This window comes from Ideonella sp. FW305-24 (genome assembly GCF_058788035.1).
In genome coordinates this window covers 320,692-346,372 of sequence record NZ_JBYTAI010000004.1, presented here as the reverse complement: position 1 = coordinate 346,372, position 25,681 = coordinate 320,692, and the positions used below count along the sequence as shown (strand labels likewise).

Here is a 25,681-nt window from a genome sequence, read left to right as displayed (position 1 = left end):
GGCAAGCGCCGCCAAAAGCCCCTGCCATGGCTGGCATGCGGCACTTGTCGGACACTCACGCCGCCCTCCGCTCCGATCACCCGACCCAAGGCGCCCCGACATGACCCTGAGCTTTCGCCCCGACCGCCGTGCCGCCAGCGTGCTGCTGCTGAGCCCGCTGCTGACCGCGCTGCCCTTGGCCGCACGAGCTGCCACCGCCACGCCGGCCGACGCCGATGGCGCGCTGCTGAAGGCCGTGATCGACGGACCGCAGCGCAGCGCCGCCAACCGCGCGCGCGACGTCTACCGCCACCCGTTCGAGACGCTGCGCTTCTTCGGCCTGAAGCCGGGGCAGACGGTGATCGAGATCGCGCCGGGCGGCGGCTGGTACACCGAGATCCTGGCGCCCTACCTGCGCGACCATGGCCACTATTACGCGGCGCACAACAGCGCCACCGGCGGCAGCGAGGGCGCGCGCAAGGGTCGCGCCCGCTTCGAGGCCAAGCTGGCCGCCGAGCCGGCGGTCTACGGCCATGCCAAGGTCGGCAGCATGCCCACGGCCGCGGGCTTCACCGACATCGCCCCGCCCGGCGGCGCCGACCTGGTGCTCACCTTCCGCAACATCCACAACTGGATAGAAGCCGGCAACCTGGACGACACGCTGCGCGCCTTCTACACGGTGCTGAAGCCGGGTGGCGTGCTAGGCGTGGAGGAACACCGCGCCACGCCAGGCACGCCGCTGGCCAAGGTGATAGCCACCGGCTACGTGCCGGTGGACTTCGTCGTGGCCCGCGCCCGTGCCGCCGGCTTCGAACCGGCCGGCAGCAGCGAAGTCAATGCCAACCCCAAGGACATGCACGAGCACCCGAACGGCGTCTGGTCGCTGCCGCCCACGCTGCAAGGCGGCGAGGTGGGCAAGGCCGAGTTCCTGGCCATTGGCGAGTCCGACCGCATGACGCTGAAGTTCGTCAAACCGCGCTGAAGTCGCCGGGGCGCGCATCGGCTGGCCCATTGACGAGATCGACGCGCCGCGCCCTCTGCCTTGAGGACGGATGGCCGCTGCGTCGCATCTTTGCGGCACGAACCACGCGAAATCAGGGGTATCGGCGGCAAGGCCTTGGCCGTACCATCGCCGCGCTCTTGAGGAAACTCAAGCGCCGTCCCGCGGTTCAGGGGGCATTCTTTCCCGCAACCCGAGGGAGGACCCATGTCGAACGTGGCAGGCAAGGCCTACGCGATGAACGTGCTCACGCCGATACGCTGGTACACGGCGTGGCTGAACAAGCTGATTTTCTGGGTCGCGCTGAAGATCCCGTCCACCCTCAAGGGCCTGATCACGCTGTCGCTGATCCACTATGCGCGCTGGGTGATCATCGGACCCAAGCAGTTCCCGCACCTGTCGCCGCAGCAGCCCAGGGAGGAACTGAAGTACGCCTACATGCTGTTCTTCAGCAACTTCAATGGCAGCTGGGACCAGTACGTCGACTCGTTCTCCTTCGCTATTCCCGCTGGCCTGGACATGTTCTGGAAGTGGAACCTGCGCTACCCGCGCTCCATCGCGTTGACGCCGTTCCACCAGTACATCCGCTTCAACCAGATCGAGACGATCCACTACTACAACGCCTACCCGCTGGCGACCTCCAACGACGTGAAGAGCGCGCATGCGGTGCGTAACGCCTTGCTGGCTTTCCAGCAAGGTTCGGACGTCAGCGACGAGGCTTTCATGACCCGCTACAAGGCCTTGCTGCGCTCACTGCAGCATGACCTGGGCGACATGGCGCCCACGCCCATCGTCAGCATGTCGGCCTACCAGGTGGAGCGCCGCGAACGCTGGCATGCCAGCCTGCCAGAGGAAGGCAAACCGCCGGCACCCACCGCTGGCCAGGAGGCAAGCCATGCCAGCTAACGTGAGCGGCCGGGCTTACGCCCTGACGGCCCTGTCCCCCATCCGCGAAGGCTGGACCTCGGACGGCATTGCCTACGCCGACGTCGTGCGGGACCGCCTGCAAGGCTGGAACACCGAGCCCAACAGCCCGATGACAGGCGTGCCCAACACCTACCTGTGCCGCTTCTTCGTGCTGGACGACGTCTACCACCAGTCGCTGCCCGGTGCCGGTGTGCTGGACACGCTGTCGGACCTGCTGCCGGTGCTGCCCAACGCCTTGCGCAAAAGCGTGCTGCCGGCCGAGGATCACCTGAAGAGCCGCTACCTGGTCTTTTCGTCGGAGCTGCATGGCGGGGTGGACGGCGACGTGGATGCCTACCTGCGCGGCATGTGGGGCGCCATCGAAAGCCGCATCCGCGAAGTCTGGGGTTGGTGCCACGGCTTCGAGCAGGTCACCGACGGTGCAGGCTTTGCTGCCTACATCCGCAAGTGCCAGCTGCCGGCTGCGCTGTTCTTCAACGGCAGCAACGACGACCCGCTGGCCGAGCAGCTCAAGGCGCTCTACCTGAAGCAGGAGTTCACCCGCTTCGCGGTCGACAGCCAGGGCCAGGACGCAGCGACCCTGCGCCGGCGCATGGCCGAATTCATGCAGCGCGTGGACCCGCCCAACATCGCCGGGCCGACCTGGTCGCCCGGCCGCTACCGCCTTTGAATGCCTTTGATCGCCGCTGATCCCCACCGGAGCAAGCCATGACCAAGCAATTGGACCTGTTGGACATCCAGGGCAACCTGGTGCGGGCCTATGGCCGCTTCGGCTACCCGCTCGCCCGCTACGTGTTCCTGGCCGTTCACCACCCGGCCGCCGGCCGGGCGCTGGTGGGCGACCTGACCCGCTACGTCACCGGCTCGCTGGACTGGGGCACCGGCCCGGGCCAGATGCCGCGCCCGGACTGGACCCTGAACCTCGCCTTCACCTACCCCGGGCTGGCCCAGCTCGGCCTGCCCACCGCCTCGCTGATGAGCTTCTCGCCCGAGTTCGCCGCCGGCATGCGCGAGCGCCGCGACATCCTCGGCGACACCGGCAGCAGCGCGCCGCAGCACTGGGACCCGATCTGGCGCAAGCATCGTGACACGCAGGACGTGCACGTCTTCGTCTCGCTGAACGCCGTCAGCCCCGAGGCACTGGCAAAGGGCTACGCGAAGCTGCAGTCCATCGTCGAAACCTACGGCGATGGCGCGCAAATCCTCGGCGGCAACGTGGGCGACGATGGCGAGTTGCTGGACTACCAGGACGCCCACGCGCTGGTGGAGAACGGGCAAGTGGTCGCCAAGGAACACTTCGGCTACACCGACGGCATCAGCGACCCGGTGTTCGAGGGCATGCCGCCGTCCGCGCAAAGCACCAGGGGCCGCGGCAAACCGATGCCCGGCGGCACCTGGGCACCGCTGGCCACCGGCGAGTTCCTGCTCGGCCATCCGGACGAGGCGCACGAATACCCGCCCGGCCCGAAGCCGGGGCTGCTGGCGCGCAATGGCAGCTACCTGATCTACCGCAAGCTGCACCAGAACGTGGGCACCTTCGAGGCCTACCTGGAGCAGCAGGGCCGCGCCTATCCCGGCGGCAAGGAGCTGCTGGCCGCCAAGTTCGCCGGCCGCTGGCGCGACAACGGCGCACCACTGGCCCGCGCGCCAGACGCCGCGTCCAAGCAGCGCTTTGACGCCGAGTTCTCCGCAGCCCTGAAAGACGGCGACATGGCCAAGGTCGACGACCTGCTGAGCGACTTCGACTACAACCAGGACATGAGCGGCGCCAAGTGCCCGTTCAGCGCCCACATCCGCCGCTGCAACCCGCGTGGCTCGCTGCAGATGATCCACGAGCCGGGCGACCTGCCAGGCTCGTTGAAGCAGAGCGTGGACGCCTTCGACACCCCCGGCGCACTGTCCAACCGCCGCCGCATGCTGCGGCGCGGCCTGCCCTATGGCCAGGTGAAGGACCGCAGCCGCGACGACGGCAACCACGGCATCGTCATCATGCTGGTGAATGCCGACATCAACCGCCAGTTCGAATTCGTCCAGCAGCAATGGATGAACTACGGCAACGACTTCAAGGCCGGCAACGACAAGGACATCCTGCTGGGCAACCACAGCGAAGACCCGACCCAGCCCAGCAAGGCCGTGCTGCAGACCGACCCCGCCGGCCACGACGCCCCGCACTTCCTGCCCCGCATCCCGCGCTTCGTCGAGACCCGCGGCGGCGACTATTTCTTCGTGCCCAGCCTCACGGCGCTGCGTATGATCGCGGCCGGCGTCATCGACCCGACCTGATCACGGCGGGCGCTCAGCCGTCCCAGCCCTGCGGCTCGCGCCGCGGCTGCTGGTTGCAGGCGTGGCGGTACTTCGAGATGGCCGCATAGACGACCCTGCGCGCCCGGTTCACGCCGCCCAGCGGCCGGTGCGCGGGCAAGGCGTGCCAGGGTGTGAACGACAGGTTCTCGCCCAGCTCGCGCTGCGCCTCGGTGTCGAACACCTGCGCTGGAATCACGATGCTGGCCACCTTGCGAAACGGTGACAGGGCCTGCGACCACTCATGGCCCGGGTCTTCGATCGGCATGGCCTGCGCGTCTACCTGCAGCTGCACCGCGAAGTCGAAGCGCGCCTCGCCGACCGTGAGTTGCTGGCGCATCGCCAGGCGCAGGTAGTCGTCATCCGGCCGGTCCGGGATGCGGTCCGGCGCGCTCACATGCGGAATGGCCGAATACTTCACCGCCGTGTTGCCGAACAGGTAGGGCGTGGTGCTGAAGTAGCGGATCTGCAGCGGGTTGGCAAAGCGCACCATCGAACGCAGCAGGTTCCAGGTGACCCGCCAATGCATCAGGAAAAAGACCAGCTTGGCCCAGCCGCTGCCGGTCAGGCTGGCCAGCAGCGCATCGAACTCGGCTGCATCGCGCGTCACGAAAACAGGCGTGCTGATCAGGATGAAGTCCTGCGTGGGCGCATCGCGCTCCTCGTCCAGCAGCTTCGCGCCCGGCACGCCCATCAACTTGATGGCCATGCCGCGGATGTCGCGTCCCTTGTCCGGGTTCAGGCTGCCGTCCTGGTTGGAAAAGCGTATCCACGCGGGATAGCTGCGCGGCTCGGCGAACACGCCCACCCGCAGCTCCGGCGGCAGCTCCGGCTCAACGATGAACTCCGCCCTCACCAGCCCATGCATCTTCGGATGCGCATCCCGCCGCATCGGCCCACCCGCGTTGTCCCGCGTGATCTTGGCCTGCAGCCGCGCCACCAGGTCCTCGATGACCTGTGCCTCACCGCTGGGGATGGTTTCCTCGGCAAGCTTCATGGTGCACAGTCCGCGGCAAGGGTTGCAGGGCGGGTGCAAGCCTACACCTCGCAGCGGTGATCAGGTATAGCGGCACGCCGCATACCCCGCCCCTTCATCCAGCACGAACTGCCTGAACGCCGCGTTCACACCCGTCAGCTGGCTGTCCCTGCGCTGCAGGAAACACCAGTCGATGTGCTTGGGCATGCCGCGCACGTCCAGCACGGCCAGGCGCCCGGTTTCGGCTTCGACCTGGAAGCTGTGGGCCGACAGGAAGCTGATGCCCATGCCGCACATCACCGCCTGCTTGATGGTCTCGTTGCCGGCCAGCTCCAGGCCGGCGCGCACCTGGATGGACTGCTGCTGCAGCAGGTGTTCGAGGAACTGCCGGGTGGCGGAACCGGGCTCGCGGAAGATGAAGTTCTCCTCACGCAGCTCGGCCCAGCTCAGGCCGCGCTGGCCGGCCAGCGGATGGTTCGGCGCGGCGACGATGCAGTGTGGGTGACGCGCGAAGCGGGTCGCTTCCAGGTCGGCTTCCGAAGGCGGATGGCCGGCGATGGCGATGTCCATGCGGTGCTCCTGCAGCATGGCCAGCACCTCGCTGCGCTTGGCCACCGTGAGCTTCAGCCGCACCTGCGGGTGGCGCTGGCAGAAGGCGTGCAGCAGGCGCGGCGCGAAGTAGTGGGCGGTGGACACCACGCCCAGGTGCAGCAGGCCGCGCGGGCTGCCCTGCTCCGCCGGGTCGGCGCGCAGCTGCGCCAGCGCCTGGTCGGCCGCCCGTGCCTGGGCCAGCATCAGCCGGGCGTGCTGCAGCAGTTCCTGGCCGGCGTCGGTCAGGCGCTGGCGGCGCGGGCCGTCGAACAGCTTCAGGCCCAGGTCGGTTTCCAGCTGGCGCATCTGCATGGACACCGCCGACGGCGTCATCGCCAGCGACTCGGCCGCGCGCGAGAAGCTGCCGCCGCTGGCAATGGCCTCGAACAGGTGCAGGTGGCGCAGGTTGAAGGTCTTCATGTCCAGATGAAAAGACGGTTGGGGGTTTCCCGGCATGTCGACGGCCGGATCGAGCAGTTTTGCGCGGGCTAACCCCGAGAAACAGGCCCGGGCGAAGGTCGGAGCGCTGCAGCATCAGTATTGCCTGAACTTCATCATCAGGCTTCATCAATTGATGCTGAAGGACTTGGCTTCTAACCTTCGGCTCATTCCCGCTCAAGCCCTCACGCACACACCGCCATGGCCCCCACGCCGATCAAGCCCTTCCCCCGCTGGGACGACACCCGCGCCGCCACGCTGGACGAACCCGGCCTGCTGCTCTACCGCTCCAACCTGCTGGGCTCGGACCTGCGCATCACCAACTACGGCGGTGGCAACACCTCGGCCAAGCTCACCCAGCCGGACCCGCTGACCGGCCGGCCGGTCGAGGTGCTGTGGGTCAAGGGCTCTGGCGGCGACGTGGGCTCGATGAAGCTGGACGGCTTCTCCACCCTCTACATGGACAAGCTGCGCGCGCTCAGCAGCCTGTACCGCGGCCTTGAGCATGAAGACGAGATGGTGGGCTACCTGCCGCACTGCACCTTCAACCTGAACAGCCGCGCTGCGTCCATCGACACCCCCCTGCACTCGCTGCTGCCTTACGCGCATGTGGACCACATGCACCCGGACGCGGTCATCGCCATCGCGGCCATGGCCAACTCCGAGGCGCTGACCAAGCAGGTCTTCGAAGGCACCGTGGGCTGGCTGCCCTGGCTGCGGCCCGGCTACGAGCTGGGCCGGCGCCTGGCCGAGTACAACGCCCAGCACCCGGGCCTGCGTGGCATCGTGCTGGCCGGCCATGGCCTCTTCAGCTGGGGTGATACCGCCAAGAGCTGCTACGAGAACACCGTGGACCTGATCCAGCGCGCCCAGGGCTGGCTGGCGCGCGAGCGCTCGGCCCGCCAGGCCCAGGCCTTCGGTGGCGTGCAGTTCAGCTCGCTGCCGGAGGACCAGCGCAACCAGGCCCTGGCGCGGCTGCTGCCGGTGCTGCGCGGTCTCAGCGCCGAGGGCGCGCCGAAGCTGCTGCACCTGAACACCTCGCCCGAGGTGCTGGAGTTCGTCAACTCGGTGGATCTGGCGCCGCTGGCCGCGCTGGGCACCTCCTGCCCAGACCACTTCCTGCGCACCAAGATCCGCCCGCTGGTCGTGCCCGAAGCCGTCTACACGCTGCAGGGCGACGCGCTGCGCGACCGCCTGGGCGAACTGCTGGCCGACTACCGTGCCGACTACGCCGCCTACTACGAACGCTGCAAGCGCCCGAGCAGCCCGCCGCTGCGCGACCCCAACCCCGTCGTGATCCTGCTGCCGCGCATCGGCATGGTGACGATTGCCAAGGACAAGGCCACCGCCCGCATTGCCGGCGAGTTCTACGTCAACGCCATCAACGTGATGCGCGAGGCCAATGCGGTGGACCGCTACGTCGGCCTGCCCGAGCAGGAGGCCTTCGACATCGAATACTGGCTGCTCGAAGAAGCCAAGCTGCAGCGCATGCCCCGCCCCAAGCCGCTGGTCGGCAAGGTGGCTTTGGTGACCGGCGGCGCCGGCGGCATCGGCCAGGCAATCGCCCGGCGCATGTTGAGCGAGGGCGCCTGCGTGGTGCTGGCCGACATCGACCAGGAAGCGCTGGACGAAGTGGAAGCCTCGCTGGCCAAGGGCTTTGGCCGGGACGCCGTGCGCGGTCTGCGCTGCGACGTGACCGACGAAGCCAGCGTAATCGCCGCGCTGGACCGCACCGCGCTGGAATTCGGCGGCGTGGACATCCTCGTCAGCAATGCCGGCATCGCCTCGGCCGCGCCCATCGAGGACACGACATTGGCGCTGTGGAAGCGCAACCAGGACATCCTCGCCACCGGCTACTTCCTGGTCGGCCGCGAAGCCTTCCGGCAGATGAAGGCGCAAGGCACAGGCGGCTGCATGATCATCATCGCCAGCAAGAACGGCATGGTGGCCAGCAACCAGGCCAGCGCCTACTGCGCCGCCAAGGCCGCCGAGATCCAGCTCAGCCGCAGCTTCGCGCTGGAAGGCGCGCCACTGGGCATCCGCTCCAACGTGGTCAACCCCGACGCGGTCATCCGCGGCTCCAAGATCTGGACCGGCAAGTGGAGCGAGGAACGCGCCGCGGCCAACAAGATCAGCGAGGCCGACCTCGAAGCCTTCTACCGCGACCGCTCCATGCTCAAGCGCAGCGTCTACCCCGAGGACATTGCCGAAGCCGCTTATTTCTTCGCCTCCGAGCAACTCTCGGCCAAGAGCACCGGCAACATCCTGAACGTTGACGCCGGCAATCTGGCAGCGTTCACGAGATGAGACCCCAGAAATGGTCCCCCTCAGGCGCCTGGCGGCGCCTCCCCCCAGGGGGCGCCACCAGCGGCCTGGCAGAGCCAGTTCCGCGGCGGCTGCTGGATTTGAACCTGCGCTTCGCGCGGTTCCTGGAAGGAGACACAAGACATGAAGACGATTGATCCATCGCTGATTGCGGCGCAGAACGACAAGCTGGCGCGGCATGTGCACCATGACTACGAGCACCTGGGCGAGCAGTTGGCGCGGCGGGACATTGACATCGAGACGGTTCGCGCGCGGGTCGCCGCGTTTGGCGTGGCCATCCCGAGCTGGGGCGTGGGCACGGGCGGCACGCGCTTCGCGCGCTTTCCGGGCCAGGGCGAGCCGCGGCACGTGTTCGACAAGCTGCAGGACTGCGCCGTCATCCAGCAGCTGGGCCGGGCCACGCCCACCGTCTCGCTGCACATTCCCTGGGACCGCTGCAGTGACTGGAGCGAGCTGCGCCAGGCGGCCGAGGCCGGCGGGCTGGCGTTCGACGCGATGAACTCAAACACCTTCTCGGACCAACCCGGCCAGCCGCTGAGCTACAAGTTCGGCAGCCTCACGCATGTGGACGCTGCCGTGCGCGAGCAGGCGGTGGCCCACAACCTGGACTGCATAGCGATCGGCCGCCAGCTGGGCTCCAAGGCGCTCACGGTGTGGATTGGCGACGGCAGCAACTTCCCCGGCCAGCAGCACTTCCGCCGCGCCTTCGACCGCTACCTGGACAGCACGCGCCAGATCTACGCCGCGCTGCCGGGCGACTGGCGCATGTTCCTGGAACACAAGATCTGCGAGCCCGCGTTCTACGCCACCGTCATCCAGGACTGGGGCTCCAGCTTCCTGGCGGCCAGCGCGCTGGGCCCGCAGGCGCAGTGCCTGGTGGACCTGGGCCACCACGCGCCCAACGTGAACATCGAGCTGATCGTCGCCAGGCTGATCGCCGCCGGCAAGCTGGCCGGTTTCCATTTCAACGACAGCAAGTACGGCGACGACGACCTGGACGCCGGCAGCGTCTCGCCTTACCGGCTGTTCCTGGTTTTCAACGAACTGGTGGCCGCAGCGCACGAGCAAGTGCCTGGGTTCGACCCGGCCTACATGCTGGACCAGAGCCACAACGTGACCGACCCCATCGAGAGCCTGATCAACAGCGCCGTGCAGGTGCAGCGCACCTATGCGCAGGCCTTGCTGGTGGAGCGCGCCGCGCTGGACGCGGCCCAGCAAGCCAATGACGCCCTCACCGCCACGGGTCTGCTGCAAAAGGCCTTCCAGACCGACGTGACGCCGCTGCTGCAGCGCGTGCGCATGGACGCCGGCGGCGCGATCGACCCCATCGCCACCTACCGCGCCAGCGCTTACCGTCAGCGCGTGGCCGGGGAGCGGCCAGCGGTGAAGGGTGGCAGCAGCGGGATCGTCTAGGTCCGTTCGGGCTGAGCCTGTCGAAGCCCCCTTTCATTGGGACTGAGCCCCTTCCCCGTTCAGGCTGAGCTTGTCGAAGCCCCCTTCGACAAGCTCAGGACGAACGGTTCAGGAACCAACCCTTCGACAGGCTCAGGGCGAACGGAATACGAGACAAACCAGGACACCCAAGACACCGAAGACACAAGAAAAGCCGCCCAACTTTGCGGCCCGTCCCCACCGGCCGATTCTTCATCCAAGGCCGGACACCACAGAAGAGAAAGCAGGAGACAAGACATGGAGATTCAATTCAAGCTCGCCGCGGTAGCGCTGTCCGCATTCCTCACGGCCCCGGCCTTCGCGGTCGACAAGATCGCGCTGGTCGTCAAGTCCATGGGCATCGGCTTCTTCGACGCGGCCCACCAGGGCGCGCTGGAAGCCGCCAAGGAGCTGAAGGACGTGGAGATCATCTACACCGGCCCGGCCAAGCCCACGGCCGAGGGCCAGATCGAGATCATCAACTCGCTGATCAACCAGAACGTCAAGGCCATCATCATCTCGGCCAACGACCCGGACGCGCTGGTGCCCGTCACCAAGAAGGCGATGCAGCGCGGCATCAAGGTCATCTCGTTCGACTCCGGCATCCGCAAGGACGGCCGGCTGATGCACCTGGCGCCGTCCAACAACGCGCTGATCGGCGAGAAGCTGGTCAAAATGGCCGAGCAGGTCACCGGCAGCGGCGGCGGCGAGATCGCGGTGCTGTCCGCCACCGCGCAGGCCACGAACCAGAACGTCTGGATCGCCGAGATGAAAAAGGTGCTGGCCCAGCCCTCGCATGCCAAGCTGAAGCTGGTCAACGTCGTCTATGGCGACGACCAGACCGACAAGAGCTACCGCGAGGCCCAAGGCCTGTTCAAGAGCTACCCCAATCTGAAGGCCATCGTCGCGCCCACCACCGTGGGCGTGGCCGCCGCGGGCAAGGCGGTGCAGGACGAGAAGAAGGTCGGCCAGGTGTTTGTCACCGGCCTGGGCCTGCCTTCGGAAATGGCCGGCCATGTGCACAGCGGCGCGGTCAAGTCGTTTGCGATCTGGAACCCGATCGACCTGGGCTATGCCAGCGTGCAGATCGCCGAGGCGCTGGTCAAGGGCGCCAAGGCCGAGCCAGGCGCCAAGCTGAGCATGGGCCGCGTGGGCACCGCCACGCTCGACAAGGACAACGAAGCCGCGATGGCCGAGCCCTTCACCTACGACGCCAGCAACGTGGACAGCTTTGCGAAGATTTTCTGAACTGACGCCTCATCCGTTCGCACCTCGCCCCACCCGGTTCGCCCCCCCCCACTCCGTTCGCCCTGAGCTTGTCGAAGGGTGGGGCCCTCCCCCGTTCTCCCTGAGCCTGTCGAAGGGTAGGCTTCGACAGGCTCAGCCCGAACGGGGGAAGGTATTCAGCCTGAAGGAGGCAGCGGCGCAGCCCGAACGGATGGGACGCCCCGCATCTGGAATAACTCAACAACCTCAACTCCGTTCGCCCTGAGCCTGTCGAAGGGTGGGCTTCGACAAGGCCTTCAGTCCTGAGCCCAGTCGAAGGGTCAGCCCGAACGGAGTAGCGGCTCAGCCCGAACGAAACAAGACGTTCCACATGACTTCAGCCTCCCCCCTGCTCTCGCTGCGGGGCCTTCACAAGCGCTTCGGGCCCACGCACGCGCTGCGCGGCGTGGACCTGGAGCTGGTGCCCGGCCAGGCGCTGGCCTTGATCGGCGAAAACGGCGCCGGCAAGTCCACGCTGGTCAAGCTGCTCACCGGCGTTTACGCACCTGACGAAGGCCAGATCCTGCTGGACGGCCAGCCGCTGCGCTTTGCCAACGCGCAGGCCGCGCAGGCGGCCGGCATCGTTGCGGTGCACCAGGAAACGGTGATGTTCGACGAGCTGAGCGCGGCCGAGAACATCTTCATCGGCCGCCAGCCGATGAAAGGCCCGCGCGGTTTCCGCGTCATCGACTGGGCGCGCATGAACCGCGAGGCCCAGCAGGCGCTGGACCAGGTGGGCGCCGGCTTTGCCGCCACCACGCCGGTGCGCCAGCTCAGCCTGGCGCAGCGCCACTTGATCGAGATCGCCCGTGCGCTGTCGCAGCAGGCCCGCGTGGTGATCCTGGACGAACCCACCGCCGCGCTCTCTCAGGCCGAGATCCGCGACTTCTACGGCATCGTGCACGGCCTTAAAAGCCGCGGCGTGGCCGTCCTGTTCATCACCCACAAGTTCGACGAGATATTCGCCGTGTGTGACCGCTACGTGGTGCTGCGGGACGGCGCCTCGGTCGGCAGCGGCGCGATGGACAAGGCCAACGAGCAACAACTCGTCGCGCTGATGGCCGGCCGCAAGATCGAGGACATCTACCCGCACGTGCCGGACCAGCGCGGCGAGGTGCTGCTGCAGGTGCGCGGCCTGTCCCACCCCACCGAGTTCGACGGGCTGGACTTCGAGCTGCACCGCGGCGAGATCCTGGGCTTTTACGGCCTGGTCGGCGCCGGCCGCAGCGAGGCCATGCTGGCGCTGATGGGGCTGAACCCGGGTGTCACCGGCAACGTCAAGCTGGACGGCAAGACGCTGAAGATCAACGAGCCGGCCGATGCGATCTGCGCTGGCCTGGCCTACGTGCCCGAAGAGCGCCAGCGCCAGGGCGGCATCCTAACGTTTTCGGTGATGCACAACATCAGCCTGGCTGCGCTGGCTGGCCCACTTGCCCGCACACCTGCCGCCGGCAACGAGCGCCTCTCGCGCGGCCCGTGGCTGTCCCATGCACGGGAGCACAGTCTGGCCGCCCGCATGATCGAGCGGCTGCGCATCAAGTGCGCCGGCGCGGACACGCCGCTGTCCGGCCTCTCGGGCGGCAACCAGCAGAAGGTGGTGATCGCCAAGTGGCTGGGGCTGAACCCGCGCATCGTGATCCTGGACGAGCCGACCAAGGGCATTGACGTGGGCGCCAAGCAGGCCGTCTACCAGCTGATCGCCGAGATGGTGGCGCAAGGCCTGGCGGTCATCCTGGTGTCCTCCGAGCTGCCCGAGGTGATGCACCTGGCGCACCGCACCATCGTCATGCGCCGCGGCCTGCAGGTGGCCGAATTCGCGCGCGGCGAGGCAGACGCCGAAGCCATCGTCGCGGCAGCCTCCGGGCTGGACGGCGGCCACGCGCCGCGCCAGGCGCTGTCCGCCAGCGCCCACGCGGGCAAGGCCTACACCCCGGAGCTGGCCGCATGAAGCACACCGCCGCTTTCATTTCCCGGCGCGACGGCGTGCTGCTCGCCATCATCGCGGTCGTCGCCATCGCGGTCGGCCTGCGCGCCCCCGTGTTCCTCACGCTGCGAAACGCGCTGGACATTGCCAACGACTCGGCCATCCTCGCCATTTTGGTGATGGGCCAGATGCTGGTGCTGCTCACGCGCGGCGTGGACCTTTCCGCAGCGTCCAACCTGGCGCTCACCGGCATGTTGTGCGCACTCGCGGCACGGGCCTGGCCTGGCATGCCGCTGCCGGTGCTGCTGCTGTTGGCGGCCGTCATCGGCGCGTTGCTGGGCGCCGGCAACGGCGTGCTGATCACCGCGTTTTCGCTGCCGCCCATCGTCGTCACGCTGGGCACGCTGTCGGCCTACCGCGGCGCCATCTTCCTGGCCAGCGGCGGCGCGTGGATTTCGGACCACCAGATCCACCCGCTGATCAAGGGCCTGCCGCGCGAAACCTGGCTGGGCCTGCCAGCCCTGCTGTGGCTGGCGCTGCTGGCCGTGGCCGCCACCGCCTGGCTGCTGCGCTGGCGCCGCGAGGGCCGCGAGTTGTACGCGCTGGGCGGCAACCCGTCTGCCGCCACCTATGCCGGCATCCCGGTGAACCGCCGCGTGATGATGGCCTACACGCTCTCGGGCCTGTTCGCCGGCATCGGCGGCCTGCTGTGGGTGGGCCGCTATTCCATCGCCTTCACCGAGCTGGCCGCAGGCTATGAGCTCACTGTCATCGCCGCCTGCGTGATCGGTGGCGTGAGCATTGCCGGCGGCATTGGCAGCGTGACCGGCGCGGTGCTGGGCGTGCTGTTCATCGGCGTGGTCAACGGCGCGCTGCCGGTGATCCAGGTCTCTCCGTTCTGGCAGCAGGCGATTGCCGGCGCCGTCATCCTGTTCTCTGTGGCGCTGAATGCGCGCAGCCAGGCCAGGGGCGTCCGGCAGATCCTTGAAACCAAGCACATGGCCACTGCAGGAGCCCCCGCATGAAAGCTTTCGACACCTGGGAGCGCGTGCTGCTCGCGCTCATCGTGCTGGTCTACCTGCTGTTCGGCCTCACGGTGGACAACTTCCTCTCACCCTATGCCCTGGCCGACAGCACCTACAACTTCTCCGAGAAGGGCCTGATCGCGCTCGCCATGGCGCTGCTGGTCGTCTCCGGCGAGATCGACCTTTCCGTTGCCGCCACGATGGCACTGTGTTCGCTCGCCATGGGCTTTGCGATGAAGGCCGGCGCGGGCCTGCCGCTGATGCTGCTGGCCGCACTCGCCACCGGCATTGCCTGCGGCGCGCTGAACGGCTGGCTGGTCACGCGCCTGCAGCTGCCGTCCATCGTCGTCACCATCGGCACGCTGTCGCTTTACCGCGGCCTCGCGCTGGTGTTGCTGGGCGACCAGGCCATCACCGGCTACCCCGAAACCCTGAGCACCTGGGGCAACGGCACGCTGGGCGACCTTCTGGGCGTGGAGAAGCTGATCGTGCCCATCGAGTTCGCGGTGCTGCTGCTGGCGGCCGTCGCGGTTGGCCTGCTGCTGCACCGCACGGTGCACGGCCGGCGCATCTACGCGATTGGCGCCAACGCGGTGGCCGCGCGCTTCTCCGGCGTGGCGGTCAACCGCTACCGCTTCGCGCTGTTTGTCTTCGTCGGCATCATGGCTGCGCTGGCCGCCGTGCTGCTCACCGGCCGCATTGGCAGCACCCGCCCCAACCTGGCCATGGGCTGGGAGCTGGACGCGGTGACCATCGTGATCCTCGGCGGCGTGGCCATTGAAGGCGGACGCGGCAGCGTGCTGGGCACCGTGCTCGCCGCCGTGCTGCTGGGCAGCTTCACCTTCGCGCTGGGCATGCTGAACGTGCCCGGCATCGTGATGTCCATGATCGTCGGCGTGCTGCTCATCGTCTCGATGGTGCTGCCGCGCCTGCTGCGCCGCCTGAAAGCGCCCACCGGCCTGCGTGTGCAAGGAGCATGAGGCGATGGCCGATGAAAAGCGCGCCTTCCGCATGTTCCTGAACCCCGGCCAGGCCGACGAATACCACCGCCGGCACGACGCCCTCTGGCCCGAGCTGGCCGCGCTGCTGCGCGAGAGTGGCGTGCACGACTACAGCATCTACCTGGACGCCGAACACCACCTGCTGTTCGCCGTGCAACGCCTGCGCCCCGGCCACACGACAGCCAGCCTGCCCGAGCACCCGGTGATGCGCCGCTGGTGGGCCCACATGGCCGACCTGATGCGGACGAACCAGGACGGCTCGCCGGTCGTCGAGCCCCTGCCCTGCATGTTTCACATGGACGAATGAGGTTTCTCTTATTCGAGACGTTTTGAATCCGTTCGACTGAGTTTTAGATCCGTTCGCACTGAGCCTTCGACAGGGCTCAGGACTGAAGGCTTTGTCGAAGTGCCTGTTCTTGATCTGTTCGCCCTGAGCTCGTCGAAGGGGCCGTTACTGAACCGTTCACCCTGAGCCTGTCGAAGGGTCTGTTCCTGATCCGTTCGCCCTGAGCCCGTTGAAGGGCCGGTTCCCGTACCGTTCGCCCTGAGCCTGTCGAAGGGTCAGGCTTCGACAAGCCCGAACAGAGGCAGTGCCGCGCGTTTTGAAAATTCCAACATGAGCAACACCCCGCCCCCCGACAACGACCTCACGCTGGTGCTGGACATCGGCAAGAGCCACGCCAAGCTGGTGCTGATCGACGCTGCCGGCGAGGTCGTGGCCCGCCAGGTCCAGCCCAACCAAAGCGCCCCCGGCCCCGGCTACACCGCCCTCGGCGTGACCGCCCTGGAAGCCTGGCTGCTCGGCACGATCCCCGAGCTGCCCCGCCGCCGCGCCATCCGCCGCCTGTCCATCACCACCCACGGTGCCGCCTTCTGCGGCATTGATGACGCCGAGGGCCTGGTGCTGCCGCCCATGGACTACGAATGGGACGGCTACGGTGACACCCGCGCCGAATGGCAGGCCCTGGCCGACCCCTTCGAAGAAACAGGCACCCCTTTCCTGCCCATGGGCCTGAACGCCGGCCTGCAACTGCACTGGCTGCAGCGCCACCACGGCGAAGCCTGCGCCCGCGTCCAACACTGGCTGCCCTACCCCCAATACTGGGCCTGGTGGTTCAGCGGCGTGGCCTGCAGCGAAGTCTCGTCCCTGGGCTGCCACACGGGCCTCTGGTCCCCCGCGAAGGCCGACTTCAGCCCCTGGGCCCGCCGCAGCGGCCTCGCCGCCCGCTTCGCCCCCATCCGCCGCGCCTGGGAAGCCATCGGCACCCTGCGCCCCGCCCTCGCCCAACGCCTGGACCTGCCCCCCGACATCCAAGTCATGGCCGGCTCCCACGACAGCAACGCCTGCCTCGCCCGCTACCTGCGCAGCGACCCGAACGCGCTGGTGCTGTCCACCGGCACCTGGTGCGTACTGATGGCGCCGGGGGCCTCGGCTGAAGACCTGGACGCGACACGCGATGAACTCGTGAACGTGGCAGTCGACGGCCGGCCGGTGCCGACTGCGCGGTTCATGGGCGGGCGGGAGTTTGCGGTGTTGTGTGGGGAGGCGTCGCCGGAGTTGGCCACGACTGAGGCGCTGGCGGAGGTGATGCGGGAGGGGTGGAAGGCCGAGCCGGCGTTCACGGAGGCTGGGGGGCCGTTTCCGGGGCAGCGGGGACAGGTGTTCAAGCGTGGAGTTGAAACCACCATCGACGCTGTGCCGCTCAAGCTTCGCCCTGCGCTGGCCTCGCTTTACTGCGCCGAAGTCATTGCTGCGATGGTTCAGAGGCTGGACCCGCGATCAGGCGCGGAGAGTTTGATTCTTGAGGGACCGTTGGCTGCCAATGCGGCGTTCTGTGCGGCCTTGACCATGCTCAGCGAGCCGAGAAAACTGAAGCACAGCCACGACGAGCTTGAAGGCACGGCGCGCGGGGCTTGGCTGTTGGCAAAGTGCTTACCCTATCAAGACAGCGAACGCTCAACTGGCCTATCAACCAACATACTTCCTGACGTGCGCCGTGACACCCGCCACCACCAGACAAAGCAGTTGTGATGATCGGTAATTGGAGACACCGCGCACTTGCCTTGCAGGGAAGTTCTTTTTCAGGCTGCGGCAACAACCTCGCCAGGTTCCAGTACGATGTCCTGGAATCCATAACGGGGGAGCGCGGTGAGAGACAGAGACCGGGAAGTCATTCGAACGATAGTTGCTCCGCTCGTAGGGCGAGGCGAGGCTTCGTTGCTACTTGGGGCCGGATTCTCCATAGTAAATAACTCAGCGTTGGGCCGCCTGCCTAGCGCCGATGGCCTTCGCGACATGATCTTGTCAGAGGCAGGTCGCTCAGCCGGCAAAAAGACTACGTTAAAGGATGCATACCTACTCGGAACCCGAGAAATCAACGACTTCAATGCATTTCTTTCGCGATGCTTCACCGTGTCGGCTGTTCACCCTTGGCAAGAGAATATCTTCGCTTACGCATGGACAAGAGTATACACGACAAACATCGACAATGTATTAAACGTTGCGCATGCCCAATGCGCAAGAAAAGGGCGAGTTAGCGGCGACTTTGTGTTCACAAACTACTCCGCCCCGGCCGCGCCCAGCAGCTTCATTGGGACAATGCCTGTGGTGACAATCCACGGTACTTGCCTGAATCTAGCAGATGGTTTCGTTTTCTCTTCGCTTGAGTACGCTAGAGCCTCAGCGAAGATGCTCGATTGGCATCGCGACTTGGCTGCTAGGGTTATGGCCGGCGGCCTAGTCGTCATCGGAAATCAATTAGACGAGTCGGACATCGACGCTCACCTCGCCATTAGAGAGATCGCGTACGGCAGTGGCCAGGCTCTGCAGAATTTCATCGTGACCCCAGGTCCCGATGAGATTAAAGCTTCCAATTATGAAGCCGCCGGATTTACGGTGATTGACTGCACGGCAGAGGAGTTCTTTCAGGAATTGTATTCAGTCATTCAACCGAAATCGGTCGCAGACATTGTCATCGATTCGACGCCGAGCATCAGGCGTGCGGTCACAAATATCAAAGCCATGACATGGTTCAAGGCCGCATTCAGATCATGCATCCTTGAAATCGACCGGGCAGCTAAGGAAACAGGCATTCTTCGGCATTTTGTTTCCGGCGCCGATCCAGATTGGTTCTACATAGTAAATGACGCATATGCGTCGACTTCCGTCATCGCGCGACTAACATCAAACGCAAATAGGTTGATGCAGTCAAATGCAAAAGGGATTGGTATTTTGCACGTCACCGGCCCGAGCGGATCCGGTAAGACCACGGCAATTAAAGGTGCCGTTCGGCAACTAGTTCGTACATATCCCTACATTTATGAGTTCGACGGCAGCAAGGAAGTTGATACCGATTTACTTCGGAGCATCATAGACGGCTTTTCTGAAAAGGTGATATTTGTTTTCTATTCTGCCGCCGAATATTACTATGCCGTCAATATAATCGCAGATCGCCTCAATAGCCACCCGAAGCCCTATACGCTGTTTATTCTCGAAGATCGAACGAATGAACACAAGCGGAACTACCGACAAATTGCCGACCCCAAAAGATCAAATTACTTTGAGATCCCTAGTATTGATTACGGGGATGCTTCGCTGATTGTCCAGAAGATGCAGGACAGCGGGCTAGAAGTTGAGAACTTTTCCAACCTACCTATCCCCAAGAGGGCTGGTATCCTTGTGGACAAGGAACGAGGATTTTCCGGTGACCTGCTGACAGCCCTGTTCTCTCTTACATCGCATGAGAATTTCGAGCGAAAAGTATTTGATGAGTACTACTCAACCCCTGAAGGGCTACCAAGGCGGATTTTTGACGTAGTTGCGATCCTTGGGGCGCAAGGTTTCTCGGTCCCGGTTGAGTATGTCGGCGGCTTCCTTGGTGAGCGGCCAGACACCATTTCTCAATGCCTTGGGACCGAGCTGGCGGGCGTACTGATACGCGACCAAAAGACGGCCAGTGTTAAGTGCAGGCACCGAATAATTGCACAGTATTATTTCAATACCTGTATCGCTGGAGCCGGAAGTGTCAACCTAATAGTAGGAATGCTGGAGTTCCTATCCAGAATGTTTGGCGTCGAAGACATCAAATTTCACCCGCTTCCCTACCGGATGTACAAAGAGGTTATCTCCTTTGAATTTTTGCATGACGCCTATTTTCCACAATCAACGAGATTAGCTGATACCGAGAGAACCTACCACGAAGCTCAGCGATTCTTTGGTCGCGATGGTATATTTTGGCTGCACTTCGGAAGATACTATCGCAAAACAAAGAGATGGGATGAAGCAATTGATTGCTTCAGATCAGGGCTAAAGTTCTTCGACTCTTTTCAGACTCGACATTCTCTGGGGACGGCCTTGCTCGAGAAATACTTGGCAGGAGGCTGCCAAGAGCTGCACCTTTATAACGAGGGTGTGCAATTACTTGAGTATGAAAGGCAAGAACGCGGATTAAGAGATCCGTACCCAACCACCACGCTGCTTGCTCTATTAATGCGAATAGTGGAGCGGAATTCACAGCATGCCGATGCGGCAAGCAGAGTGAAAGAATGCCTCAACTCTGGGCTAAAGCATTTCGCTGATGACGAATTCTTCAGGGACCTGCTGGCTCGGCATATGAAAGCTTCTGGATGAAATAGACACTGGCGTGGAGAGGCTCGGTGTTAGTGCCGTCAGTTTTATCGGTTCCGGCTTCGGGCCCTCAGACTCCGCGTCCAGCGCAGGGTTTCCTGTTTCCCCCTGCGGCAAGCTCCCAGTGCCGAGTTGCTGGGAAGCACGGTGACCTCAAGGCATTGCGCACAGGGCATGCGGGTGCAGGCTTTTGGGAAGCTGACTGCCGCGCCTGGGAAAGATGCGAATTGGAATGGGGACGATAGTTCTAAGACTACAAAGCCCCGCATTGCGGGGCTTCGAGTCGGAGCGCGAATCGGGTTCTGGCTGGCAGCTCAGACACGCTTGCCCGTCACGACAACGATCTGCAGCGGCGCCTCATCGGCCATGCGAGCCATCGCAACCAGGGCGGCATCGCTGCGGGCCTGCGCGAATTGGGCTTCCTTGACCTGAGCACCAGCGATATGGGTGACGCTGCCCAGTACAGCGAACGTCACCACCGCAGCCAAGCCGGCGAAGCTCAGGCGAGCGGTGCTGGAAACGGTGGCGAAGCGGGCGGCGGCGGTGGTCATTTGGGGCTCCAGTCAGTGGCTGTTGGGGTGTCGATGGATGGACTTTATGAAGACAGCCCAAGTGCCGCGAGCGGCTTGCGACGAGCTGCAGGGAACGCTGCGCAAAGCGCTGTCGGCAGGGATGAGCGGCGGCAATGGGAGCACCCCGATCCAGTCTGCTCAGGTGCGACGGAATGGCGGGCGCCACTGATCCGGGCACACGGCCCGTTTCGCGCTACTTCTGCTTCGTCCCCGAGTACGTATTCGACCCGCGAACCAGCGAGAACCCAGCCGCCGTGCCATCGCCCGTCAACTCGAAGCGAATCGTCATGTCCTGCGCCGTCATGAAGTAGGCAGCCTTGGACTCTGGGAAGAGTTCCATGCGCTTGGGGCCGAACAGGTCGCTCTGGAAGTAGAGGCGCTCGCCTTCAGCGGTGACCTGGGCGGGCTTGTCCAGCAGCATGTAGGTGCCAGCCACCGCCCTGTTCGCGGCGGCATCCGGCTTGGCGGCCAGTTTCTCGGTCACCTGGAATTCGGGCCAGCCGTATTCGGCGGCGATGCTGCACAGGATTTCGTCGATCAGGGCGGCGCCGTTCGCGCCGTTGGTCATCACCACGGCGCCTTGGCCAGACTTCGTATAGCCGTACAGCTGCGAGCGGAAACCTTCGGTGCCGCCGCTGTGGCTGAAGCTGGTGGTCTGACCCAGGTTTTCGACGAAGAAGCCCAGGCCGTATTCGCCCAGGCCGCGGGTCAGCATCGTGGAGGCCATGCCGCGCGACAGCAGCTTGTTGGACTGACCGGCCTCGGCGCGCTGGACTTCGGCGATGACACGCGCCAGGTCGGTGGGCGTGGCCCACAAGCCGGCGGCGGCGGATTCGGGGTATACGTGCCAGCCGCCTTTGACGGCCGTGCCGTCGGCGCCGTGGCCAGTCGCCGCCAGCTCACGCCAGCCGGGCGGCAGCGACTGCGCAAACGTGCTGTGGGTCATGCCCAAAGGGGTCAACACTGCCGCCTGCATGTACTGCCCGAACGGCTGCTGGCTGGCCTCGCTCACCATCAGCTGGACGATGCTGAAGCCGCCACCGGAATAGCGCCACGCGGTGCCGGGCACCGCCTCGACACGGACCGGGGCGGAGTTCGCAGGCGGCAGGCCGTCGAGCACCTGCGGCAGCGTCGGGATCTTCTGGCCCACTTCATAGCCATCGAAGCCGTGCACCGAGAGGCCCGCGCTATGGTTCAGCAGCATGCGCAGGCTGACCTCGTGGCCCGGGGTGAACGCATTGCCCGGAATCTGCCAGGCAGACAGCTGCCGATTCGCCGCCCCATCCAGCGAGAGCTTGCCCTGCTCGACCAGGCGCAACGCGCCGATGGCACTGACGGCCTTGCTGACGGACGCGGCCTGGAACAGCGTGGTGGTTGTCGCGGGCCGCTGGCTCGCTGCATCGAGCACGCCATAGGCACGCGCCCATGCGATCTGGCCCTTGTCGATCACGGCAATGCTGACGGCGGGCACCTGGTGGAACGCCATGCGCTCGGCGATGGCCATCTTGCGGTTCGGCGAATCCTTGACGACGACCCGCGTGGACAGGCCTTGCGCCACCCGTGAAATGCGCGCCTCGTCGGCCACCGATGCGGGCGGTTCGGAGACCGTGGGCTCGGCCGCCTGAACCTGCAGGCACAGCGCCAACAGAAGGAGCGCGCCGCACGACATGCGTTGTTGTTGGTGTTTCATCGAAGGAGCGTTTCGTCATGGGCAGCAAGCGCGGCGGCGTCCGCCTTGGCGACTTGCTCGGCGGGGAACAGCGCCCCGCCGCCGTGGGTTGTACCAAGAGACAGCGTCGACGCAGGCCGTGGCGCCCCAAAACGACAAAGCCCCGCCATGCGGGGCTTTGAGTCGGAGCGCGAATCGGGTGTTGGCTGATCAGGCACGCTTGCCCGTCACGACCACGGTCTGCAGCGGCGCTGCGTCAGCCTGGCGGGCCATCGCGACCAGGGCAGCATCACTGCGGGCCTGGGCAAGCTGGGCTTCCTTGACTTGCGCGCCGGCGATCTGCGTGACGCTGCCCAGGACAGCAAACGTGACCACCGCGGCCAAGCCGGCGAAGCTCAGGCGAGCGGTGCTGGAGACAGAGGCGAAGCGGGTGTTGGCGGTGGTCATTTGGGGGCTCCAGTCAGTGGCTGTGGGGGTGTCGATGGATGTACTTTATGAAGACCGCCCGGCCGCTGCGAGCGGCTTGCGACGAACTGCAGGGAAGGCGGCGCGGAGCGCTGTCAGCAGGGATGAGCGGCGGCGGCATCGATCGATGCGTGGCATTCCGGGCGATGATGGCGGCGCGCCCGAATTGCAGATGGCGAACCTCGTTCACCGGGAGAACCGGGCCGGCGTCCCCGCGAGCGCCCAAAGAAATCATGAACAAAAGATCGCTGACTGTTTTGGTGGTGGAAGATCATCCAACGATCGCTCGCCAGATCGTGGACTTCCTGGAGGGGCTGAAGTGGCAGGCCGACCATGCCGCCACCGGCGCAATGGCCATCCATCTCGCCATGAATGAGATCTACGATGTCGTGCTGCTCGATCTGAACCTGCCGGACATCGATGGGTTGGAGGTCTGCCGCACGATCAAGGCGCAGGCACCACGCAATGTGCCGGTACTGATGCTCACAGCTCGCGATGCTTTCGAAGACAAGGCTCGCGGTTTCCACGGTGGCGCAGACGATTACCTGACGAAACCATTCGACCTGCGAGAGCTTGCGCTGCGCTGCGAAGCGCTGGCAAGGCGTGGACAGTTGCACATCAGCCAGGAGATGCGTGTCGGTCCGTTGAGACTGCATGCAAGGGAGAAGCGCGCCTCGCACAACGGCACGCCGGTTGCGCTCACCCAGGCCTGCTTCAAGGTCCTGTTCATGCTCTGCACCGCCCATCCCCACGCCGTTTCCCGGTCCGCCTTGATGCACGACCTCTGGGGTGCCGATCCGCCCGATTCGGACGCCCTCAAATCGCACATCTACGCGCTGCGCAAGCAGCTCGAACAGGCCGGCGCGCCGAACATGATCGTCACCATTCCCCAGCTGGGCTATCGGCTCGCACTTGCCGCCGCGGACGATGTTTAGGTCCATCCGGCACGGCCTGTTTGCCGCGCTCGCAGGCTTCACGGTCCTGATCTGCGTCTTCTACACCGGGCTGGCCCTGGTCATTTCCTATGTGACCGAAGACATGCTGATCGACCGGCTGCTCGCGCGCGAGGCCGAGGCCATGGCCGCGCATTTCCGCCTGCATGGCGAGGTCGGGCCGCCCGGCAACGATTTGATCCAGGTGCACCGAAGCGTCGAATCACTGCCGCCTGTCGTGCGCGACAAGGTCTTGAGCGGTCACCCACGCGCGGAGATATTCACCGATACCGGCCAGCACTATCACCTCCGCAGCCTGGACCTCGGTGCGACCGGCGAGCCGCAACAGGCCTACCTGCTGGCGGACGTGGGCCCGCTCCTGGTGGTGTCCAAGCTGTTCCGTGAAGTCGGCGGGGGCCTGGTGGCCGCTGCAATGAGCTTGATTGCCTTGGCGCTGGTGCTGGCCTACCGGCTGTCCCGGCGGCTGGTACTTCCGCTCCAGGTGCTGGCAGACGAAGTGAGAGATTCGTCGCCGGATGCTTCGATCAACTTCAGCGCCAGGCAGCGGCCGGACGAAATCGGATACCTGGCAGAAAAGCTTGCCGAGACGCTTGCGGCATTGCATTCGGCGCTGCGCCGGGAGCATGCGTTCACGCGCGATGTCAGCCATGAACTGCGCACGCCGCTGACCGTCATGAACAACCTCCTCGGTCAGGCCACGTCGCGCACGCTGGCCAGGCAGGACGTGGCGCAACTGCAGGCGAGCCTGGACGACATGCGCGCCACCCTCGATGTTCTGTTTGCGCTGGCGCGCGCGACACACATTGCGACCGAGACCTTCGACCTGCGTGGCGGCATCGAGGAATGCCTGTTGCGGCTGCTGGAAAACGCCGACCATGGCGCCGAACGATTTGCACTCGACCTGCCGGAGCGAATCGACGTGGTCGGCAACCGCCATCTGGCCACGCTGCTGCTCCACAACTGCCTTGGCAACGCCCTGTTCCACGGCCAACCGGGCTCGCCTTTTCATATCTCGTTTGCAGACGGGGTCTTGTGCGTGGTCAACACAGTCGACCCTGACCGGGAGGGCGTGGTGCAAGGCTTCTCGCATGGCCAGAACCTGCTGTTGCGCATTGCCAAGGCCCTGCGCTGGGAGCTTGAAATTCATGCCGGCGTCAACGACCACCGGGTGCACATCGTGCCTTTGCGCGCCCACTGAAACCCGCCGGATTTCACCTGTTTTTCACCGCCAGCCTTCTATCCTGCGCAGCCGTTCACCGCCTGCGCATCATGAAAATCTGGATCAGCTTCGTCGTCCTTGCCTTCGCATCTCACACGGCATTTGCGCAGGTGAAATCCCTGCTTCACAAGGAAGAGAAGCGCCGCTATCTCGTCTACACGCCGGCCTCCTACGGCAGCCAGCCCGGCAAGGTCTTTCCGGTCGTCTTCAACTTCCACGGCGGCGGCATGACCATGGCCGAGCACATGCTCTACACGCAGATGAATCGCGCCGCGGACCGTCACCAGTTCATCGCCGTGTATCCGGCCGGCATTCAGCAGGACTGGAACGTCGGCTTTGGCATGCCCTACCTCGGGGGAACCGACGACATCGGCTTCACCGCAGCCGTCCTGGGCCAGCTTGGCAAGGACTACCGCGTGGATCCGCAACGTGTGTTCGCCACCGGGCTGTCGCGGGGCGGCTTCTTCGCGCTGCGCATCGCAGCCGAACTTCCCGAGCTGTTCGCGGCCGTGGCCTCTGTTGGCGGGCCCATGCCGGAACCCGTGGTCCAGCATCACACGAAGCCCGGCAAGGTTGGCGTGCTGCTGGTTCACGGCACTGCAGACCAGGTGGTCGCCTACGGCGGCAAGCCAACCGGCTATTTGTCGGCCGAAGCCTCCCATGCCCATTGGCTGAAGCACAACGGCGTCGCGTCAGCCGCCACGCGCCGTCGCCTCATCGACGCCGACACCAGCGACGGCACCGACGTGACCTGGACCGAACAAGGCGGCGATGGAGAGGCACACGTTGCACTCGTCACGATCAGGGAAGGCGGTCACACCTGGCCCGGCGCCGATCCTTTCAACGTCGGCCTGCCACTCGGAAAGACCACCCGCGACATCGACGCCAACGAGGTGATCTGGCAATTCTTCGATCAGCACCGCCGCGACTTGAAATGAAGACGTGGCCGGAGTGCCGCGCAGGCGCTCGGCAAGCCGTGGCCATCCAAAACA

At 65.3% G+C, this 25,681-nt stretch carries 21 protein-coding genes; 16 read left to right on the top strand and 5 right to left on the bottom strand.

Going from position 1 to position 25,681, the window contains the following annotated elements; genetic code table 11:
* Positions 1-100 precede the first annotated feature (100 nt).
* From AC3WR5_RS13515 to AC3WR5_RS13500, 4 genes are all read left to right on the top strand, one after another.
* Positions 101-961, top strand: a complete 861-nt coding sequence (locus tag AC3WR5_RS13515; RefSeq protein WP_492485132.1) for a class I SAM-dependent methyltransferase — start codon at positions 101-103, stop codon at positions 959-961.
* A 225-nt stretch (positions 962-1,186) separates the two neighbouring features.
* The gene (locus tag AC3WR5_RS13510; RefSeq protein WP_492485130.1) at positions 1,187-1,885 is read left to right on the top strand and encodes a hypothetical protein; all 699 of its coding nucleotides are present in this window, start codon (positions 1,187-1,189) and stop codon (positions 1,883-1,885) included.
* Positions 1,875-2,576 carry a hypothetical protein gene (locus tag AC3WR5_RS13505; RefSeq protein ID WP_492485128.1) on the top strand — a complete coding sequence of 234 codons (702 nt, stop codon included), beginning with the start codon at positions 1,875-1,877 and terminating at the stop codon, positions 2,574-2,576. The genes AC3WR5_RS13510 and AC3WR5_RS13505 overlap by 11 nt, the downstream gene beginning before the upstream one ends.
* 38 nt (positions 2,577-2,614) lie before the next feature.
* Complete coding sequence (locus AC3WR5_RS13500; RefSeq protein WP_492485126.1) at positions 2,615-4,189, top strand: Dyp-type peroxidase; 1,575 nt, start codon at positions 2,615-2,617, stop codon at positions 4,187-4,189.
* A gap of 13 nt (positions 4,190-4,202) precedes the next feature.
* Here AC3WR5_RS13500 and AC3WR5_RS13495 read toward each other — a convergent pair whose 3' ends face one another.
* Both AC3WR5_RS13495 and AC3WR5_RS13490 read right to left on the bottom strand, forming a co-directional pair.
* Positions 4,203-5,204, bottom strand: coding sequence for a catalase family protein (locus AC3WR5_RS13495; protein ID WP_492485124.1), 1,002 nt, complete (start codon positions 5,202-5,204; stop codon positions 4,203-4,205).
* A gap of 60 nt (positions 5,205-5,264) precedes the next feature.
* Positions 5,265-6,194, bottom strand: coding sequence for a LysR family transcriptional regulator (locus AC3WR5_RS13490; protein WP_492485122.1), 930 nt, complete (start codon positions 6,192-6,194; stop codon positions 5,265-5,267).
* Between the two features lie 219 nt (positions 6,195-6,413).
* On the opposite strand from AC3WR5_RS13490, the gene AC3WR5_RS13485 reads away from it, so the two are divergent.
* The 9 genes from AC3WR5_RS13485 (at position 6,414) to AC3WR5_RS13445 (ending at position 19,814) form a co-directional block, all read left to right on the top strand.
* Positions 6,414-8,519 (top strand): bifunctional rhamnulose-1-phosphate aldolase/short-chain dehydrogenase, encoded by a 2,106-nt coding sequence (locus tag AC3WR5_RS13485; RefSeq protein WP_492485120.1) that lies wholly within the window; start codon positions 6,414-6,416, stop codon positions 8,517-8,519.
* Between the two features lie 141 nt (positions 8,520-8,660).
* The gene (gene rhaI / locus AC3WR5_RS13480; protein WP_492485118.1) at positions 8,661-9,950 is read left to right on the top strand and encodes an L-rhamnose catabolism isomerase; all 1,290 of its coding nucleotides are present in this window, start codon (positions 8,661-8,663) and stop codon (positions 9,948-9,950) included.
* A 276-nt stretch (positions 9,951-10,226) separates the two neighbouring features.
* Positions 10,227-11,216 carry a rhamnose ABC transporter substrate-binding protein gene (gene rhaS / locus AC3WR5_RS13475; protein WP_141288432.1) on the top strand — a complete coding sequence of 330 codons (990 nt, stop codon included), beginning with the start codon at positions 10,227-10,229 and terminating at the stop codon, positions 11,214-11,216.
* A gap of 349 nt (positions 11,217-11,565) precedes the next feature.
* Positions 11,566-13,182 carry a sugar ABC transporter ATP-binding protein gene (locus AC3WR5_RS13470; RefSeq protein WP_492485116.1) on the top strand — a complete coding sequence of 539 codons (1,617 nt, stop codon included), beginning with the start codon at positions 11,566-11,568 and terminating at the stop codon, positions 13,180-13,182.
* Complete coding sequence (locus tag AC3WR5_RS13465; protein ID WP_492485114.1) at positions 13,179-14,183, top strand: ABC transporter permease; 1,005 nt, start codon at positions 13,179-13,181, stop codon at positions 14,181-14,183. Before AC3WR5_RS13470 ends, AC3WR5_RS13465 begins: the two co-directional genes overlap by 4 nt.
* Entirely contained in the window at positions 14,180-15,163 is a 984-nt protein-coding gene (locus AC3WR5_RS13460; RefSeq protein WP_492485113.1) for an ABC transporter permease, read from the top strand. The genes AC3WR5_RS13465 and AC3WR5_RS13460 overlap by 4 nt, the downstream gene beginning before the upstream one ends.
* A gap of 4 nt (positions 15,164-15,167) precedes the next feature.
* Positions 15,168-15,491 carry an L-rhamnose mutarotase gene (locus tag AC3WR5_RS13455; RefSeq protein ID WP_492485111.1) on the top strand — a complete coding sequence of 108 codons (324 nt, stop codon included), beginning with the start codon at positions 15,168-15,170 and terminating at the stop codon, positions 15,489-15,491.
* 348 nt (positions 15,492-15,839) lie between these two features.
* The gene (locus AC3WR5_RS13450; RefSeq protein WP_492485109.1) at positions 15,840-17,216 is read left to right on the top strand and encodes an FGGY-family carbohydrate kinase; all 1,377 of its coding nucleotides are present in this window, start codon (positions 15,840-15,842) and stop codon (positions 17,214-17,216) included.
* A gap of 264 nt (positions 17,217-17,480) precedes the next feature.
* A complete protein-coding gene (locus AC3WR5_RS13445) occupies positions 17,481-19,814 on the top strand; it encodes a P-loop NTPase (RefSeq protein ID WP_492485107.1) in 2,334 nt (777 codons plus the stop codon).
* Between the two features lie 311 nt (positions 19,815-20,125).
* Here AC3WR5_RS13445 and AC3WR5_RS13440 read toward each other — a convergent pair whose 3' ends face one another.
* The 3 genes from AC3WR5_RS13440 to AC3WR5_RS13430 form a co-directional block, all read right to left on the bottom strand.
* Positions 20,126-20,362 carry a hypothetical protein gene (locus AC3WR5_RS13440; protein ID WP_492485105.1) on the bottom strand — a complete coding sequence of 79 codons (237 nt, stop codon included), beginning with the start codon at positions 20,360-20,362 and terminating at the stop codon, positions 20,126-20,128.
* A gap of 214 nt (positions 20,363-20,576) precedes the next feature.
* Positions 20,577-22,073, bottom strand: coding sequence for a serine hydrolase domain-containing protein (locus AC3WR5_RS13435; protein WP_492485103.1), 1,497 nt, complete (start codon positions 22,071-22,073; stop codon positions 20,577-20,579).
* Positions 22,074-22,262: 189 nt separating this feature from the next.
* Positions 22,263-22,499, bottom strand: coding sequence for a hypothetical protein (locus AC3WR5_RS13430; RefSeq protein WP_492485101.1), 237 nt, complete (start codon positions 22,497-22,499; stop codon positions 22,263-22,265).
* Between the two features lie 47 nt (positions 22,500-22,546).
* On the opposite strand from AC3WR5_RS13430, the gene AC3WR5_RS13425 reads away from it, so the two are divergent.
* The 3 genes from AC3WR5_RS13425 (at position 22,547) to AC3WR5_RS13415 (ending at position 25,627) form a co-directional block, all read left to right on the top strand.
* Positions 22,547-23,452, top strand: a complete 906-nt coding sequence (locus AC3WR5_RS13425) for a response regulator transcription factor (RefSeq protein ID WP_492485099.1) — start codon at positions 22,547-22,549, stop codon at positions 23,450-23,452.
* Positions 23,445-24,668, top strand: coding sequence for a sensor histidine kinase (locus AC3WR5_RS13420; RefSeq protein WP_492485097.1), 1,224 nt, complete (start codon positions 23,445-23,447; stop codon positions 24,666-24,668). The genes AC3WR5_RS13425 and AC3WR5_RS13420 overlap by 8 nt, the downstream gene beginning before the upstream one ends.
* 71 nt (positions 24,669-24,739) lie before the next feature.
* On the top strand, positions 24,740-25,627 hold the full coding sequence (locus AC3WR5_RS13415) for an extracellular catalytic domain type 1 short-chain-length polyhydroxyalkanoate depolymerase (RefSeq protein ID WP_492485095.1): 888 nt from the start codon (positions 24,740-24,742) through the stop codon (positions 25,625-25,627).
* The last annotated feature ends 54 nt before the right edge of the window (positions 25,628-25,681 follow it).